The following is a 17,320-nucleotide window of genomic DNA, read 5'->3' as shown; positions in this document are numbered from 1 at the left end:
GGCGCGAAGCGCCCGCTCCACCCGCCCGACGCAGCTGGCGCAGGTCATGCCCTCGATCTTCAGTTCGAGGGTGTGTTCAAGCGGCTCGTACCCGGCCTTGCGGATCGCTTCGACGACGGCCGCAGACTGGCCTTCGGGCGTTAGCTCCACGTGGACGCGCTCGGCGGCGAGGTTCACTGAGGCGCGAACGACGCCAGGGACGGCTGAGATCGCTTTCTCCACGCGGCCGACGCAGCTCGCGCAGGTCATCCCCAGGACGGGAATCTCCAGCGGCTGAAGGATTTGTTCGGGCATGGCTGGCTCCTCAACGACGATGCCCAGCTCAGATGGACCTTCCCATGATTGGAAGGTCAAGAGCGCGCGGAATCTGCCGCCGACGGTCGGAGTCGCCGATCGATCTCCTTGGAATACGCGCGCGAAAAGCCGCCCCCCTCGGATGGGTGGGCGTTTCGGGCTTAAAGCCGGACGGCGCGCAGGCGCAGGGCGTTGGTGATGACGCTGACGCTCGACAGCGCCATGGCCGCCGCCGCGATGGCCGGCGAGAGGAGCCAACCTGTAAACGGGTAGAGAATACCTGCCGCCACGGGAATGCCTGCGACGTTGTAGGCGAAGGCGAAGAACAGGTTTTGGCGGATGTTGCGCATCACCGCACGGGACAGGCGTCGTGCTTTGACGATCCCGTCGAGATCACCTTTCAAGAGCGTCACGCCAGCGCTCTCGATCGCCACGTCAGCGCCCGCCCCCATCGCGATGCCGACTTCGGCGGCGGCCAGGGCAGGGGCGTCATTCACGCCGTCTCCGGCCATGGCGACCTTGCGGCCTTCGCGCATGAACTTCTCGACGACGGCCGCCTTGTCCTGCGGCAGAACCTCCGCCTCGACCTCGTCGATGCCAAGCTTGCGCGCGACCGCCTGAGCCGTCGTGCGATTGTCTCCGGTCATCATCACGAGGCGCACGCCCTCCGCCTTCAATCCCTGAACCGCGGCGAACGATGTGCTCTTGATCGGGTCGGCGATCGCAAAAGTCGCCGCCGCCTGGCCGTCCAGCGCCATGAAGATCGCGGTGGCGCCATCGGTTCGGAGCGCGTCGGCCGCCGCCTCCAAGCCCCCGGTATCGACACCCTGTTCCTTCAGGAACTTCCCGGAGCCGATCACCAGGCGGCGGCCATCGACGACACCCAGCACCCCCTTGCCGACGGGCGAGTCGAACTCGGCAGGTTGCGAGAGCGACAGTTCGCGTTCCGTGGCGGCGCGCACGATGGCGTCGGCGAGCGGATGCTCGCTCGCCCGCTCCAGGCTTGCGGCGAGCCGCAGGACCTCGGCTTCATCCTGGCCCGGCGCAGGTCGAATGGCTGTGACCGCGGGCCGGCCCTCGGTGAGCGTCCCGGTCTTATCGATCACGAGGGTGTCGATCTTTTCGAGACGCTCGAGCGCCTCGGCGTTCTTGATCAGAACGCCGGCCTGCGCCCCTCGCCCGACGCCCACCATGATGGAGATCGGCGTGGCGAGGCCGAGCGCGCAGGGGCAGGCGATGATCAGGACCGAGACGGCGGCGACGAGGGCGAACGCAACTCGCGGATCCGGGCCGACGAGCGCCCAGACGACGAACGCCACGAGGGCGACCGCGATAACGCTGGGGACGAACCAGCTGGAGACCTGGTCGGCCATCCGTTGGATGGGGGCGCGGCTCCGCTGGGCCTGGGCGACCATCTGGACGATCTGCGAGAGGAGGGTGTCCGCCCCGATCTTGTCGGCGCGCATGACGAAGGAGCCGGTCTTGTTGATCGCGCCGCCTACTACCTTCGCGCCGGGTTCCTTGGTCACCGGCATGGACTCGCCCGTGACCATCGACTCGTCGATGGACACCCGGCCCTCCAGGATCTCGCCGTCCACCGGCACCTTTTCGCCGGGCCGCACGCGCAAACGATCACCCACGGCGATCAGGTCGAGGGTGACCTCCTCGTCCGAACCGTCGTCGCGCAGCCTGCGGGCGGTCTTGGGCGCCAAGTCGAGAAGCGCCTTGATCGCGCCGGAGGTGCGCTCCCTCGCGCGTAGTTCCAGGACCTGGCCCAGGAGGACGAGGACGGTGATGACGGCGGCGGCTTCGAAGTAGATCGGGACCGAACCGTCCTCGCGCCGGAAGGCCGGCGGGAAGATATGCGGCGCCAAGGTCGCGACGACGCTGTAGAGCCACGCCACGCCGACGCCCATGGCGATCAGCGTGAACATGTTGAGGCTGCGGGTCGCGAGCGAGCGCGCGCCCCGCTCGAAGAACGGCCACCCCGACCAGAGGACGACGGGCGTGGCGAGGGCCAGTTGGATCCAGGCGGAGGTCTGCCCTTCGAGGCGCATCATCATGCCCGTGAGATGCCCCCCCATCTCCAGGGCGAACACGGGCAGGGCGAGGACCAGCCCGATCCAGAAGCGTCGGGTCATGTCCTTCAACTCTGGGCTGGGGCCCGTTTCGGAGGTCATCACCTCCGGCTCCAGCGCCATTCCGCAGATCGGGCAGGAGCCCGGCCCCACCTGGCGGACCTGAGGATGCATCGGGCAGGTGTAGATCGTGCCGACCGGGGCCGCCGGCATCGGCCGCGGCGCGCTTGGCGTATAGCGGGAGGGCTCCTTCTGGAACTTCGCCTGGCACCCGGCCGAACAGAAGAAGTACTCATGACCCTCGTAGAGCGCCTTGTGCGGGGTCTTGGCCGGGTCGACGTCCATTCCGCAGACCGGGTCCTTTACGGCCGCGGCCGCTGCGACCGAGTCCGGCCCTGCATCGCCGTGGCGCTCATGGCCATGATGGTGATGATGGGTAGGCGCTCCGTCATCTCCGCCCTCTGTCGGGACGTGCTTTTCGGGGTCTTCGGCCATGCGGGTGGCTCCCATTGGCGGCACAGCCGCCCCTCATCAATCGCTACGCAGTCGTCGGGGCAGAACCCTCGACTAAGTCCTCGAGGTCCCGCCGAGCCTACGCCTGCGCGACGCCGCTACTGAGACGGCGCCGCGCGGCTGAAGGCAGCTTACCTCTTTGCGGGCCCAGCCTGCACGTTCCGGTCGTTGGAAGGTCAAGAAGACATTGGACCTGCTGAAATATAGGAAACGCACAAAAGCCCTGAATACGCAGCCAGACGTTCACCCCCTCACGCGCGTTCAAACTTTTCCGGTTTATTTCCAGATCCGGAACCGGTGCTTCGGGGAGGGGTTGAGCGGCCATTCACCTGCATACGGAGGACGGCTATGCACGCCCATGAAATGATCAGTACGCACCCCCAGGTGCGCGGAAACACAAACGACAGCCTGATCCGCTGCATCGAGGAATGCTTCGACTGCGCTCAGAGCTGCACGTCGTGCGCCGACGCCTGCCTGGGCGAGGAGATGGTCGCGCAGCTGACCCAGTGCATCCGCCTGAACCTGGACTGCGCCGACATCTGCACGGCGGCCGGTCACATCGCATCGCGCCGCACCGGCTCAAACGAGCCGATCATCCAGAGTGTGCTGAAGGCATGCGAGGAGGCTTGCCGCCTCTGCGCCGAGGAATGCGAGCGTCACGCCAGCATGCATGAGCACTGCCGCGTCTGCGCCGAGTCGTGCCGGCGGTGCGAACAGGCCTGTCAGGCGGCCCTCCAGACGTTCCACTGATCGCAAAAGGCTCACAGATGAAAATGATCGCCATCGTCGCGGCTGCAGCCGCTCTGCTCGCCGCGGCGGCCTTCGCTCAGCAGAGCGGCGCTGGCATGCAGCACGGCCAAATGGCCAAGCAGGACTACATGAAGGGCATGCAGGACATGCATCAGAAGATGATGTCCGCCAACGACGCCGATCCCGATCGAGCCTGGGCGCTGAAGATGATCGAGCACCATAAAGGCGCGATCTCCATGTCGGAGGCGGTGCTGAAGCATGGTGACGACGCAGAGGTCAAGAGGATGGCGCAGAAAACGGCGGACGAGCAACGCAAGGAGATCGCCGAGCTTCAGGCCTGGCTCGATAAGCATGGCGGACGCACGCCGAAGCCCTAAGCACATCCGCGGCGGGCAGGGCGCCTTGCGCCCGCCAAGCCGATCAGATCGCTCGCCCCTGGCCCATGAGCTAGACGTCGGGCGGCTGGGAGCCTGGCCTCATCTGGGCCCGCGCTTCAGGGGCGGGCCAAAGACGATCCGCCCGGCGCCGAATCCAGGCACGGGCCGGGCCTTCGAACAGCAGGTGAAGGGCGATGGCCGCTAAGAGCGAAAGCGCGAGGAGAGCGCCCACCTCCCACCAGCCGAGTACATATTGGCTGTCGCGCCCCTGGGCGGCCGACCAGACGCCCTTCCAGGCGATCAGGATGGGCATGTGGACGAGATAGAGCGCGTAGGAGGCTTCGCCGCCGAGGCGGGGCCAGCGCGCCTTGAGGACACCCTCGGCTTGTACCTTCGATAGCATAGCCAGAGCCAGTACGAGCGGGCCCGCCGCAGCGACGACCCATCGGTCATCGGCCTTCAGGTGCATGAGCGCGACGAGAAGGATCGCCGCCGCCCAGGCGAACAGGACAGCGGCCCGCCGACCCAGCAGCAGCCGTACTCCCAAGTGGTAGAGGGCCACCCCGTAGAGGAATTCCGGGATGATGCGCAGAATGCCCATGCTCGCTTCGGCGTGCACCACGACATCGCCGAAGGCGGCTTGGTAGAACTGGTCCAGCGACAGGAAGAGCAGAGCGGTCAGCGCTAAGAGCAGCATCGGTCGGCGCCGAAGCTTCAGACCGATCCACGCAAATGCCGGGAAGGCGAGATAGGCGAACCACTCGGCCGACAGCGACCAGGAGGGGCCGTTCCAGTCGGCCTTCACCATCTCGGGAAGCCAAGCGTGAACCAGGAGCAGTGTCGTGACCAGACCGAGAGGATTGTAGAGATTGCGGTCGAACTGCACGCCCATCAGGCTGGCCGTCGTGACCATCACCAGCACAAAGGCGAGCACAGCCAAGTGCGCCGGGTAGATCCGGGCGAAGCGGGCGACCAGGAACCGGCGGTAGTTCAGCCGATGGCCGGCGATGGCATCGCGATAGGCGTGGGTCAGGACAAACCCGGAGAGGATGAAGAAGGCGTCCACGCCGAGGCGCGCCCTGTCGAGGAAGCCGGTCGTCGCCATTGCATCCCATGGCCACTGCAGCTGGTAGTGGAAGAACACCACGCCTAAGGCGAGGACGAAGCGCACGCTGGTGAGGGCTGGAAGATCGGGCGGGAACGGATGTCCAGCCTCATGCGCCTCGCTTTCGCGACGAACCATTCCTGCCCCCCATATCCCCGACACTATAGGATACGCAGCGCCGAGCCACGGGCCCTCAGGTGAGGGGATCTTCTCTCGGCCCGCGTATAGATTCGTGAAGCAAGATCGGGGTGTTGCAATGAACGACAGACTTGATGACGAACTGAGAGCCCTTCGATCCGAGCCCCGCCCGGCGAGCTATCAGGAGCTGGAGTCTGGGGTGTGGAAGGGCATCGAGCGCGTCCGCCAAGCGCGGGCGGCGTCGCCGACGCTTTATGCGGCTCGAGCCGCGGCCGTGATTGGCGCGCTGGGGTTGGGGGTGGCGAGCGGCGGAGCGACTGCAGCTGCGGTGGCGGCTCAGTCGCAGGAGGTGTCCGCCTTCTCCCTTAAGGCGGAGCTCGCGCCCTCGACCCTCCTGGATCACCACGGATGAATTTCTTCAGCCGTGGGCTGATCCTCACGCTGCTCCTGACGGTCATCGCGGCCGTCGGGGGAACCTGGATTGGCGCGCGCTATATCTATGACCAGCGTCACCAGCCTTCGCTGCATGAGTTCGTCCACGAAGAGCTGAAGCTCGGCCCCGAGCAGCGGAAGCGGCTGGATGTGCTCGAGCAGGACTTCGCGGTCCGTCGTCGGGCGCGCGAGGCCGAGCTGCGCGCCGCCAACGCCGAGCTGGCCCGGGCCATTCAGGTGCGTCACGAGTATTCGCCGGAGGTGAAGGCCGCGGTCGAGCGGTTCCACGACGCCATGGGGGCGCTTCAGAACGAAACCATCCTGCACATCCTGGCGATGCGCACCGTGCTGACGCCGGACCAGGCCGCGCAGTTCGACAAGCGTGTCGCCGAGGCCCTCACTGAACAGGCGCCGTGACGCTTGAGGAAGAGACGGACGCCGATCTCGTCCTGCGCGCGCGGGATGGGGACGATCGGGCGTTCACGAGGCTCATGCGGCGGCACAACCCGCCGCTCTACGGCTTCGTGCGTCGCTACATCGCCGATGCCGACGCCGCCATTGACGTCGTGCAGGAGACCTTTGTGGCGGCGTGGAAGGCGCTCGCGCGCTATGACGACCAACGCGCCTTTCCCGTGTGGCTCCGCGCCATCGCGCTGAACAAATGCCGTGACCGCGCCCGCCGTCTGGCGGTGCGTCGGCTCATCCTCGGCGAGAAGGACGAGCAATCTCCCGAGGCGCAGGCGCAGCCTGACCCGGCGCCTGACGGCGAGGACTCGGTCGTCTCGGCGCAGCGTCGGGCCGTCGTCCAGAGGGCCATCGACCGCCTGCCGATCAAGCTCAAGGAGCCGTTGCTCCTGACGTATTTCGACGAGCTCACGCACCAGGAAGCCGCCTCGCTCCTGGGCGTGACGGTCAAGACAATCGAGACGCGCGTCTATCGGGCCCGTCAGCGGCTCGCGGAGCTTCTCGACCGCTCGGCGATTTAAGTCTCACAAGTTCAGGGGCGGGCGCCGTCGATTGCGTAGAGCTTGTGTGGGGCGGGCGCTTGACCTTCCCACAGTGGGAAGCCCGATCACCGTGCCTATTGTTCCGATTGTAGGATTTTGAATGTCCAGGCCCAGACCTGTCCTTGACCGCCGCGCCCTGATCAAAGGGGCGGCCATCCTTGGGGGCGGAGCGGCGATCAGCTCGCTCCTGCCCGCGTGGGCGCAGAGCGCGACGCCCGGCCTGGTCTCGACCCTGCCCACGCTTTCCGGCGAGGACATCAAGCTGACGATAGGCCATACGCCGATCACCATTGATGGCGAGCGCCGTCATGCAGTGACGATCAACGGCACCGTGCCCGGTCCGCTCCTTCGCCTGAAGGAAGGCCAGCGGGTCCGCATCGCCGTCACCAACACCCTCGACGAAGACACCTCCATCCACTGGCACGGCATTCTGGTGCCGTTCCAGATGGACGGCGTTCCTGGGGTCAGCTTCCCCGGCATCAAGCCCGGCGAGACCTTCGTCTACGACTTTCCGATCATCCAGTCGGGCACCTACTGGTACCACAGCCACTCCGACCTGCAGGAAGCCGAGGGGCACTATGCGCCGCTCGTCATCGAGCCGGCGGGGACCGATCCGGTGCAGGCCGATCGCGAGCACGTTATCGTCCTGGCCGATCACAGCGAGATGCACCCCCACTTGATCTTCAAGCGGCTGAAGCAGCAAGGCGGGATCTTCAACTATCAGCGCCAGACGATCGCCGGCCTTCTTGCGGGCGAGGACCAGACCCTGGCCGAGCGGATCGAATGGGCCAAGATGCTCATGGATCCGACGGACATCTCGGATGTCACCGGCGCGGTGATGACCTTCCTCGTCAACGGCCATGGACCCAAGGACAACTGGACCGGGCTCTTTGCGCCAGGGGAGCGCGTGCGCCTGCGCTTCATCAACAGCGCGGCGCAGATGGTCTTCAATGTCCGCATTCCCGGCCTGAAGCTCACCGTGGTGGCCGCCGATGGCCAGAACGTGCGCCCTGTCGAGGTGGATGAGTTCCAGATCGGCAACGCCGAAACCTACGACGTGATTGTCCAGCCGACGGAAGATCGCGCCTACACGATCGTCTCTGAAGCCATCGACCGTTCTGGCATGGGACGGGCGACCCTGGCGCCCCGCGCTGGGATGAGCGCGGCCGTGCCGCCGTTGCGTGAGCGGCCCATCCTGACCATGAAGGATATGGGCATGGATATGGCTGCGCATGGCGGCATGGCCGGCATGGGCGCTTCGGGCATGGCTGGGATGGACCATTCGCAGATGCCGGGGATGGATCACGGGGCCATGCCAGGCATGGCGGCCGCTGGCCCGGCGCCGGGCATGGCCCCGCCGCGCCAGCGCGGCTCGGATGTGATGGGCGACATGGGCGGCATGAAGATGAACATGCTTGACTGGTCGAAAGCCCCTCAGATCAAAAAGGGCCCCGGCGTGCAGATGATCGCGCCCATGCCGATGGATCGCACCGGCGATCCAGGCCTTGGGCTGGAAAGCGTCGGTCATCGCGTGCTGGTCTACAAGGACCTCATCGCCCTCGAACCCAACCCCGACTCGAGGCCGCCCGATCGGGCGGTGGACATCCACCTGACCGGCAATATGGAGCGGTTCATCTGGGGCTTCGACGGCTGGAAGTTCAGCGAGAACCCGCCGGCCTATTCCTTCCGAGCCGGCGAACGCGTGCGCATTACCCTGATAAACGACTCGATGATGACGCACCCGATTCACCTGCATGGGCACTTCTTCGAGCTGGTGCACGGACCGGTCGGCCATCTGCCGCGAAAGCACACGGTGAACGTGCTGCCCGGCGGCAAGGTGTCATTCGACTTCACCGCGGAAGGCGGCGACTGGGCCTTCCACTGCCACATGCTCTACCACATGCACGCTGGCATGTTCCAAGTCTTCAAGGTGCGCCCGGTCGAAGGAGCGGCGGCATGATCCGGACGTCGCTCCTGGCCCTGGCGCTGGCCGGTTCTGCGACGGCTGCAGCCGCCCAGGCGGCCGATCCGCATGCCGGTCACGTGATGCCGGCCAAGCCGTCCGCCTCAAGCCCCGCCCGGCCCGCCGAAACGCCCGCGGCCCCCGCGGATCCACATGCAGGGCATGTGATGCCCGCGCAGCCCGCCCCCGCGCCTGCCGATCCGCACGCCGGACACGTTATGCCGGCCCCGGCCGACCCGCACGCGGGCCATGCCATGGCGCCGATGGATGGCGGGCAGACGGGGTCGGACCTGCCGGTCGGCAATGCGTCTGCGCCGGGCGTAATCACCGACAACGTGGCCGATCGGGTCTTCGGGGCGGGGCAGATGCAGCGCGCCCGCGGTATCCTCGCGAGCGAGCACGGGGGCTCGCGGGCCTCCAAGGTCCAGGCGGATCTGCTCGAATGGGCCCCCAACGGCGACCGCTACAGCTGGGAGGTCGAGGGCTGGTACGGCGGCGACATCAATAGATTCGTCTTCAAGACCGAGGGGGAAGGCCAGTCACGCGAAGGCGTGGAAGCCGCGGAGGTTCAGCTCCTCTATTCCCGCGCCGTCGCCCGCTACACCGACGTACAGGTTGGCATCCGCTATGACCTGGAACCGCGCTCGCGCGCCTACGCCACGCTCGCTGTGGACGCGATGTTCCCTTACTGGTTCGAAGCCGAGGGCTCGCTCTTCCTGTCCGAAAAGGGCGATCTGCTGGCCCGTGTCGAGGGCAGCTACGATTTCCGGCTGACGCAACGGCTGATCCTGCAGCCCCGGGCGGAGCTCGAATTCGCGGCCCAGGACATCCCGGATAGCGAGATTGGCTCGGGCCTGTCCAAGGGCGAGCTCGGCCTGCGGCTCCGCTACGAGATCCGCAGAGAGTTCGCCCCCTACATCGGCGTCGCCTACGAGCGCACGTTCGGCGACACCGCCGACTTCGTGCGCGCCCACGGGGAAGACGTGGAGAGCACGCGCTTCATCGTGGGCCTGAGAGCTTGGTTTTGAGTTGCTATGAAGCAACGCCGCTCAGGAGGTTGATGTGAAACAGGCCCACCACGACGAACCCACCATGAGCGCGAAGGAGGGGCGACATCACTATGTGATGCTCGCCGTTAATCTGGCTCTGAGCCTGGCCATCATGTATTTCGCCATGTTCACGATGATATTCAGCTGGGGCGAATTTATCCAGAATATCAACTTCTTCTACATGGCGCTCGTGATGTGGGCCCCGATGGCCATCGTGATGTTGCTGACGATGAAGTCCATGTACATGAACACCAAGCTTAACGTGGCTTTGCACGTGGCCTTCGTCGCCATTTTCCTGCTCTCGCTGATCGGTATTCGGGCGCAAGGTCTGGTCGGCGATCGTCAGTTCGTGCAGTCGATGATTCCGCACCACTCCGGCGCGCTGCTGATGTGCCAGGAGGCCTCGCTCAAGGATTCGGAACTCCGCGACCTCTGCTACGGGCCAGACGGCATCATCGCGTCGCAGACTCGGGAGATAAAGCAGATGAAGGCGATCCTCGAACGTCTTTAAGTACGCCCGGGTCTTGACCTTCCCATCGTGGGAAACCCCATCTGTAAAGGCGAGGCTTTTAACGAGGAGATTCCCATGCTTCGCTACCAAGTTGACGACATGAGCTGCGGCCATTGCGTGGCGGCCATAACCGCGGCCGTGAAGGGCGTCGATCCGACCGCCCAGGTCGCCATCGACCTTTCCCGGAAAGCGGTCGAGGTTATTACGTCCGCCGCGGACTCCGACGTGAGCGACGCCATCCGCGAGGCGGGCTACACGCCTGCGGAGGCTACGGAAGCCGTGCCGGCCGCCAAGGCCTCGTGCTGCGGCGGGCGGCGCTGACCCGTGGAGGCTGATCCTCGATGATTTCTCGCCGTCATCTGCTCGCTGCCGCCGCTGCCGCCGCACTGGCGGCGCCAAGTGCCCGGGCGGCGGCGCCGCCGCCCTTGACTGTCTACAAGACGGCATCGTGCGGCTGCTGCGGCGGCTGGATTACCGCCATGACGCGCGCCGGATACCGGCCGAAGGTGGTGGTGGTCGACGACGTCACGCCGCTGAACAAGCGCTACGGCGTGCCCTTCGAGCTCTCGTCGTGCCACCTGACGACGATTGGTGGCTACGTGGCCGTTGGCCACGTCCCGCCCGCCGACGTAGGCCGCCTCCTGAAGGAGCGGCCGAAGGCGCTGGGGATCACCGTGCCAGGCATGCCCTTGGGCTCGCCCGGCATGGAGACGCCGGACGGCCGCAAAGAGCCCTACCAAACGCTCCTGCTGCTGCCGGGCGGCAAGACGCGGGTGTTCGCGCGCCACGGCTGAGGCGGCATGCCGTCGCGAGCGCCCCAGCCCCCACGTTCTACTGCCTGACGATGGCGGTGATCTCGCCGGAGCCATCCTTCAGGGTCAGGTCGAAGGCGACCTTGTCGCCTGGCTTGACGCTCTGGACGAGGTCGGGCGTCGCTTTGAAGGCCATGGTCATCGCCGGCCAGCCGGCCTCCGGAATTGGGCCGTGGTCGACCGTGATGGCGCCGGCGCCAGCGTCGACGGACTTCACCGTCCCGGTCCCCTTGGCCGTCTTGGCGGCCTGCGAGCCGGCCCTGTTCATCCCCGCCATATCGCCGGTCGGGGCGGCAGGCGTGCCCGCCGCTGGCGCGGCCGGCGCTTCGGCCATGGTTGTCTCGGACTCCTGACCGCACGCGGCCAAGGCAAGGACGGCGCCCAGGATGCCGCCGGTTAGGACAGTACGCTTCATGGTTGGTCTCCTTTGAGGATTGCAGCTGAGGACGCGGAACGTCGCCGTCGCAGCAGCAGGTAGCCTGCCGGCACGACAAACATCGAGAGCAGCGGCGCGGTCAGCATGCCGCCGATCATGGGGGCGGCGATGCGGCTCATCACCTCCGAGCCGGCGCCGTGACCAATGAGGATCGGGAAGAGGCCCGCCAGGATCACCGCCACGGTCATCGCCTTCGGCCGGACCCGCAGAAGGGCGCCTTCGCGGATTGCGTCTTCCACTTGGGCCGGTGAGGGCGCTGGGCCGCGGTCGTGGAGCGCCACCTTGAGATAGATGAGCATGACGACCCCGAACTCGGCGGCGACGCCGGCCAGGGCGATGAGGCCGACGCCTGTGGCGACCGATTGGTGATAGCCCAGGAGATATAGGGTCCAGATGGCCCCCGTGAGGGCAAAGGGCAGGGTGGCCATGATCAGCACCGCCTCGTCCAGACGGCCAAAGGTCATGAAGAGCAGCAGAAAGATGATCACCAGGGTGGCGGGGATGACGATCTTCAGCCGCTCGGTCGCCCGCTGCAGGTATTCGAACTGGCCGGAGTAGGCGACGGAAACGCCAGGCGCGAGCTTCACCTTGCCGGTGACGGCGGACTGCAGGTCGGCGACGACCGAGGCGAGGTCGCGGCCCCGGACGTCCACATAGACCCAGGTGGAGGGGCGGGCGTTCTCCGTCTTCAGCATCGGCGGCCCGTCGGCGACCTCGACCGCCGCCACGGTCCCGAGGGTGATCTGCTGGCTCGCTGGGGTCAGGATCGGCAACTGACGCAGGCCCTCCAGGCTGTCTCGGAGCTCGCGCGGATATCGGACGCTGATCGGGTATCGCGCCAGGCCTTCGACCGTCTGACCGATGGTTTGCCCGCCGACCGCGGTGGAGATCACGTCCTGGACGTCGGCGATGTTGAGGCCGTAGCGCGCCGCGACCGCCCGATCGATGGTCACGTCGACATAGCGGCCTCCGGTCAGGCGCTCGGCCAGGGCCGATGAGACGCCGGGCACGGTCTTAGCCACGACCTCGATGTCGTGGGCGATGCGGTCGATCTGCGCCAGATCCTGGCCCGAGACCTTCACGCCGATCGGGCTCTTGACGCCAGTGGCCAGCATGTCGATGCGGTTGCGGATCGGAGGCACCCAGACGTTGGCGAGCCCGGGAACCTTCACCGTTCGGTCCAGCTCCTCGACCAACTTCTCCGGAGTCATGCCGGGCCGCCACTGGCTGCGCGGCTTGAACTGGATGGTGATCTCGAACATCTCAAGCGGCGCGGGGTCGGTGGCGGTTTCCGCCCGGCCCGCCTTGCCGAAGACGGTCTGCACCTCCGGGACCGTCTTGATGAGCCGGTCGGTCTGCTGAAGCAGCTCCGCCGCCTTCTGAGCGGAGATCCCGGGCAGGGCCGAGGGCATGTACAGCAGGTCGCCCTCGTCCAGCTGAGGCATGAATTCTCCGCCCAAACGGCTGAGGGGCCAGGCCGTGGTCGAAAAGGCCATGAGGGCGATCAGCAGCGTCGTCTTCGGCCGCCGCATGACCCAGTCGAGCCCCGGCCGGTACGCGGCCGTAAGCCAGCGGTTGAGGGGATTGGAGGCTTCGGCCGGGATTCGGCCGCGGATCAGCCAGCCCATCAGCACCGGGACGAGCGTCACCGAGAGGATCGCGGCCCCGGCCATGGCGTAAGTCTTGGTGAACGCCAACGGCCCGAACAGCCGCCCTTCCTGGCCCTGCAGGCTGAAGACCGGCACGAACGACAGGGTGATGATCAAGAGGCTGAAGAAGAGGGCGGGGCCCACCTCGGCGGCCGCGTCAGTGATCACCCGCCAGCGCGTCTCGCCAGCCAGGTGCTCGCCGGGGTGATCGGCCTCCCAACGCTCGATCCGCTTGTGCGCGTTTTCGATCATCACCACGGCGGCGTCGACCATGGCGCCGATGGCGATGGCGATGCCGCCGAGCGACATGATGTTGGCGTTCACGCCCTGCACCCGCATGACGATGAGGGCGAAGAGGACGCCCAGGGGCAGGGTGAGAATGGCGACGAGCGCCGACCGCGCGTGCCAGAGGAAGAGCACGCAGACGAGCGCCACCACGACGAACTCTTCGATCAACTTCTCGCGGAGATTGGCGATGGCGCGGTCGATGAGCTGCGAGCGGTCGTAAGTGGTGACGATCTCGACGCCAGGCGGCAGGCTGTTCTTGAGCTCGGCGAGTTTGTCCTTCACGGCGGCGATCGTCGCGCGGGCGTTCTTGCCCGAGCGCAGCACGATCACGCCGCCGGCGACTTCGCCCTGACCGTTCAGCTCGGCGATCCCGCGGCGCATCTCGGGGCCGATCTGGATCGTGGCGACATCGCCGAGGCGCACGGCGACGCCGCCGGCCGCCGTCTTGAGCGGGACGGCGCGAAAATCGTCCAGGGTTTCCAGGTAGCCGCCGGCGCGCACCATGTACTCCGCCTCGGCAAGCTCCAGCACCGAGCCCCCAGTCTCCTGGTTGGCCCGCTGGATCGCCTTGACCGTCTCAGCTTGAGTGACGCCGTAGGCGGCCAGCCGCACCGGGTCGAGGACGACCTGGTACTGCTTGACCATGCCGCCGATCGAGGCGACCTCGGCCACCCCGGGCAGGGTCTTCAGCTCGTATCGCAGGAACCAGTCCTGCAGGGATCGGAGCTGGGCGAGGTCGTGGCGCCCGGACCGGTCGACGAGGGCATATTCGAAGATCCAGCCGACGCCGGTGGCGTCGGGCCCGAGGGCCGGTTTGGCGGAATCGGGCAGCCGTCCTTGTACCTGGTTGAGGTATTCGAGCACGCGCGAGCGGGCCCAATAAAGGTCGGTCCCGTCCTCGAACAGCACGTAGACGAAGCTGTCGCCGAAGAAGGAATAGCCGCGGACCGTCTTGGCGCCGGGCACCGAGAGCATGGTGGTGGTGAGCGGATAGGTGACCTGGCTCTCCACGATCTGCGGCGCCTGGCCGGGGTAGGTGGTGCGGATGATCACCTGGACGTCGGAAAGGTCCGGCAGGGCGTCGACGGGCGTGGCGCGCAAGGCGAGGAGACCAGAGGCCAGCAGGACCGCGGCGCCCAGGAGCACGACGAGCCGAAAGCGGACAGAGAGGCGGATGAGGGCAGCGATCACCGGCGCGCTCCCGCCGGGGCGATCCGCCGGACCACAGGCCCCTCCGGTCGTTGCTCAAAGCCGAAGGCGACCTGGTCGCCCACCTTGACGCCGGCGGCGAGCCCAGGCGGATCTAGCTTGAAGGTCATGGTCATGGCCGGCCAGCCGATCGCCGGGACGGGCTCGTGGCTGAGGGTCACCTGGTCGCCCTTCAGAGCCTCGATGCGGCCACGGCTCTCATGGAGCGCCGGCGCCGCGGTGGCGGACTGAGGCGTGTTCGCCGGGGCGAGTGGCCGAGCCTGCAGCCCAGCGAGGCTCGCCTCGGAGTCGATCAGGAATTGACCCGAGGCGACGATCCTTTGGCCCTCCTGCAAGCCGCCGAGGATCTCCGTAAGCCCGCCGTCCTCGCGCCCGGTCTTCACCTCGACGGGCTGAAAGCGCCCGCCGTCCAGAGCGAGCATGACGATCGCTCGTCGCCCGGTCCGGATCACCGCCTCGGCCGGCACGACCAGGGCCGGCCTCGTCGGTCCGTCGAGATGGACGGTCCCATACATGCCCGGCCGCAGCCGTCCACCGCGGTTGGGCAGCTCGACCCGAGCCTGCAGCGTTCGGCTTTCCGCCTGGGCCGAGGGCAGGACGGCGCTGACCCGTCCGGAGAAAGCCTCGCCAGGGAAGGCGGCCAGCTCGACGCGGGCGGAGGCGCCGGGGCGCACGAGGCCCGCTCGGGCCTCGGGAACCGCAGCCGTCATCCACACGGTGCTCAGCCCGGAGACCTGGGCCAAAGTCTGGCCCATGCTGACGGTCATGCCCGCGCGGACGTCGAGCGTTTGTATCGCGCCGCTTACCGGGGTGGTGACAGTGACGACCGAGCGCGGACGGCCTGAGCGGGCGACGGATTCGATCAGAGCCTCCGGCATGCCCAAGAGGCGCAGTCGCTGGCGGGCGGCCGCTTCAAGCTCTGTACTCCCTGACCTGCGGACCGCGAGATACTCAGCCTGAGCGCCGCTCCAGCTCGGGATCAGTAGATCCGCGATGGGCGACCCCGCGGTGACAACGTCGCCGGGCGCGCGGCCATAGACCCGCTGCACGAAACCTGCGGCCCTAGCCTGCACGATGGCCACGTCACGCCCGTTGAATTCGAGAACGCCCGGGGCCGTCAGGTCCTCGGCGAAGGCCGTCCGCCGCACCGTTGCATAGCGGACGCCGAGGCTTTGGAGCTGCGCCGGATCAATCCTTACTCCGGCCGTTCCGGGCGCCTCGTCGGCGTATCGGGGCACGAGCTGCATGTCCATGAAGGGCGATTTGCCGGGCTTGTCGAAGCGCTGCCCCGGAACCATGGGGTCGTACCAGTAGAGGACCTTGCGGCCGGCCTCCTGGCCCGAGCTCGCGGCCGGCGCTGCCTGGCGCAGGTGCGCCAAGCCATAGCCGCCGAGCGCACCGATCAGCGCCACGGAGGCGGCGCCGACCGCCAGCTGAGCACGGGTGAGATTGAGGACGCTCATGGCTCGCCGGCTCCGTAGTTGAGATTGATGCGCACCGCGTCGCGGACCACGGCCGCCTCGCGGTCCAGGGCGTCAACGCGGGCTTCCGCCAAGCCCAAAAAGGCCTGGAGCACGTCGGAGAGGCTGGCGCTCGCCGCGGCGTAACTGGCCGTTTCCAAATCGGCCTTGCGTCGGGCGAGGGGCACGAGCGTCGCCTGCGCGCGCATCATGCGGTCGTGGCGCATGGCATGGTCGGCAAGGTCGGCGTCAAGCTGGGCGCGCAGTTGCCGGCGCATGGCCTCCCGTTCGGCGGTCACGCGGCTAGCACTCGCGGCCTTGGCGGCGATCGTCGGGTCCTTTCGCTTGCCGGGGAATATCGGCAGGCTGACCGTTCCGCCGAGGGAGACCATGTCGCCCCACATCGGATCGCGGCGATGATAGGCGAGCTCCCAACTCCAATCCGGCCGCTTGTCCGCCCGCGCGGCCGCCAGATCGGCTGCGGCCTGACCGCCCATGGCGTCGTACGCGAGCAGCGCCGGGTGATGGTCGAGGGCCGCGCGCAGTCCAGGGACGTCTATGGTCTGCGGCGGCGGATCCCCCAGCGCCTCCGGTTCGGGCTCACCGGTCCAGCGCGTCAGCTCGGCGCGGGCCTTGGCCGCGGCGGCCAACAGTTCGGCGCGACGATCGCCGAGCGCCGCGGTCAGTTCGTCGGCCTCCAAGGCCGCTGCGGGGCGGCTTGAGACGGCCGCCAGCTGGGCTGGCGCGGCGTCGTGCAGCGGCTTGAGCGCCGCCGCGATCTCGTCCAGGGCCGCGAGCTGGCGCTGGGCGTAATGAAGGTCGATCCAGGCCACGGCGGCTGCGAGGCGGACGTTGCGGGCCTCTACGGCCTGCCCCGACTCGGCTGCGCTGATATCGGCGGCTGCGCGTTTGCGCTCGGCGCGTCGCTTCGCGCCATTGGGGACATCCTGCGTAACGCCGACCGTGGCCATGGTCATGCTTTCCGGCCCGAACCGCCAGGCTGGCGGACCCGAGACCGGAAAGTTGTCGAGGCCAAACCGGAGCTTCGGGTCCGGCAGGCGGCCCGCCGCGCCCGCGGCCGCTCGAGCAGCTGCGACCTCGGCCTCCCTAGCCTGAAGCGTGGGAGCCTCGCCGGCGCGTTGCAGCGCCGCCGAATAGGTGACGGGGGCGGCCTGGGCGGCGCTCGATAGGAACGCGGCGCCCAGCATCAGCCAAAAAGGCCGCATGAGGGACTCCTCTTGAGAGAACA

The 17,320-nt window shown here is 67.4% G+C and carries 16 protein-coding genes; 9 read left to right on the top strand and 7 right to left on the bottom strand.

Annotated features, from left to right (window positions below; all coding sequences use genetic code 11):
- Both Q8L83_RS04540 and Q8L83_RS04535 read right to left on the bottom strand, forming a co-directional pair.
- Positions 1–294, bottom strand: a 294-nt coding sequence (locus tag Q8L83_RS04540; RefSeq protein ID WP_305284996.1) for a heavy metal-associated domain-containing protein, incomplete at its 3' end; no start/stop codon positions are given.
- Positions 295–455: 161 nt separating this feature from the next.
- Positions 456–2,867, bottom strand: coding sequence for a heavy metal translocating P-type ATPase (locus tag Q8L83_RS04535; protein ID WP_305284995.1), 2,412 nt, complete (start codon positions 2,865–2,867; stop codon positions 456–458).
- Positions 2,868–3,233: 366 nt separating this feature from the next.
- Between Q8L83_RS04535 and Q8L83_RS04530 the strand changes: the two genes are divergently transcribed.
- Positions 3,234–3,635 carry a four-helix bundle copper-binding protein gene (locus Q8L83_RS04530; protein ID WP_305284993.1) on the top strand — a complete coding sequence of 134 codons (402 nt, stop codon included), beginning with the start codon at positions 3,234–3,236 and terminating at the stop codon, positions 3,633–3,635.
- Between the two features lie 17 nt (positions 3,636–3,652).
- Positions 3,653–4,012, top strand: coding sequence for a DUF305 domain-containing protein (locus tag Q8L83_RS04525; RefSeq protein ID WP_305284992.1), 360 nt, complete (start codon positions 3,653–3,655; stop codon positions 4,010–4,012).
- A 70-nt stretch (positions 4,013–4,082) separates the two neighbouring features.
- On the opposite strand, the gene Q8L83_RS04520 is transcribed toward Q8L83_RS04525, so the two are convergent.
- A complete protein-coding gene (locus Q8L83_RS04520) occupies positions 4,083–5,255 on the bottom strand; it encodes an acyltransferase (protein ID WP_305284991.1) in 1,173 nt (390 codons plus the stop codon).
- A gap of 408 nt (positions 5,256–5,663) precedes the next feature.
- Between Q8L83_RS04520 and Q8L83_RS04515 the strand changes: the two genes are divergently transcribed.
- From Q8L83_RS04515 to Q8L83_RS04485, 7 genes are all read left to right on the top strand, one after another.
- The gene (locus Q8L83_RS04515; protein ID WP_305284990.1) at positions 5,664–6,104 is read left to right on the top strand and encodes a periplasmic heavy metal sensor; all 441 of its coding nucleotides are present in this window, start codon (positions 5,664–5,666) and stop codon (positions 6,102–6,104) included.
- Positions 6,101–6,673, top strand: coding sequence for an RNA polymerase sigma factor (locus tag Q8L83_RS04510; protein WP_305284988.1), 573 nt, complete (start codon positions 6,101–6,103; stop codon positions 6,671–6,673). Before Q8L83_RS04515 ends, Q8L83_RS04510 begins: the two co-directional genes overlap by 4 nt.
- A gap of 121 nt (positions 6,674–6,794) precedes the next feature.
- Complete coding sequence (locus tag Q8L83_RS04505; protein WP_305284987.1) at positions 6,795–8,654, top strand: copper resistance system multicopper oxidase; 1,860 nt, start codon at positions 6,795–6,797, stop codon at positions 8,652–8,654.
- Complete coding sequence (locus tag Q8L83_RS04500; protein ID WP_305284985.1) at positions 8,651–9,685, top strand: copper resistance protein B; 1,035 nt, start codon at positions 8,651–8,653, stop codon at positions 9,683–9,685. The genes Q8L83_RS04505 and Q8L83_RS04500 overlap by 4 nt, the downstream gene beginning before the upstream one ends.
- 34 nt (positions 9,686–9,719) lie before the next feature.
- Positions 9,720–10,217 (top strand): DUF305 domain-containing protein, encoded by a 498-nt coding sequence (locus Q8L83_RS04495; protein WP_305284984.1) that lies wholly within the window; start codon positions 9,720–9,722, stop codon positions 10,215–10,217.
- A 75-nt stretch (positions 10,218–10,292) separates the two neighbouring features.
- On the top strand, positions 10,293–10,538 hold the full coding sequence (locus Q8L83_RS04490) for a heavy-metal-associated domain-containing protein (protein ID WP_305284983.1): 246 nt from the start codon (positions 10,293–10,295) through the stop codon (positions 10,536–10,538).
- Positions 10,539–10,558: 20 nt separating this feature from the next.
- Positions 10,559–11,011, top strand: coding sequence for a DUF411 domain-containing protein (locus tag Q8L83_RS04485; RefSeq protein WP_305284981.1), 453 nt, complete (start codon positions 10,559–10,561; stop codon positions 11,009–11,011).
- A 37-nt stretch (positions 11,012–11,048) separates the two neighbouring features.
- Here Q8L83_RS04485 and Q8L83_RS04480 read toward each other — a convergent pair whose 3' ends face one another.
- From Q8L83_RS04480 to Q8L83_RS04465, 4 genes are read right to left on the bottom strand one after another with little or no spacing between them, the layout of a single operon-like run.
- Positions 11,049–11,444: a copper-binding protein gene (locus tag Q8L83_RS04480; RefSeq protein WP_305284980.1), complete on the bottom strand. Its 396-nt coding sequence runs from the start codon at positions 11,442–11,444 to the stop codon at positions 11,049–11,051.
- Positions 11,441–14,593, bottom strand: a complete 3,153-nt coding sequence (locus tag Q8L83_RS04475) for an efflux RND transporter permease subunit (protein WP_305284979.1) — start codon at positions 14,591–14,593, stop codon at positions 11,441–11,443. Before Q8L83_RS04475 ends, Q8L83_RS04480 begins: the two co-directional genes overlap by 4 nt.
- Positions 14,590–16,074: an efflux RND transporter periplasmic adaptor subunit gene (locus tag Q8L83_RS04470; RefSeq protein WP_305284978.1), complete on the bottom strand. Its 1,485-nt coding sequence runs from the start codon at positions 16,072–16,074 to the stop codon at positions 14,590–14,592. The genes Q8L83_RS04475 and Q8L83_RS04470 overlap by 4 nt, the downstream gene beginning before the upstream one ends.
- Positions 16,071–17,279: a TolC family protein gene (locus tag Q8L83_RS04465; RefSeq protein WP_370868349.1), complete on the bottom strand. Its 1,209-nt coding sequence runs from the start codon at positions 17,277–17,279 to the stop codon at positions 16,071–16,073. The genes Q8L83_RS04470 and Q8L83_RS04465 overlap by 4 nt, the downstream gene beginning before the upstream one ends.
- Positions 17,280–17,320: the final 41 nt, after the last annotated feature.

The sequence above is a fragment of the Phenylobacterium sp. genome (assembly GCF_030680185.1).
Taxonomy (GTDB): domain Bacteria; phylum Pseudomonadota; class Alphaproteobacteria; order Caulobacterales; family Caulobacteraceae; genus Phenylobacterium.
Note: the sequence above shows the minus strand (reverse complement) of the source record. Positions and strands in the feature narration are given on the sequence as shown.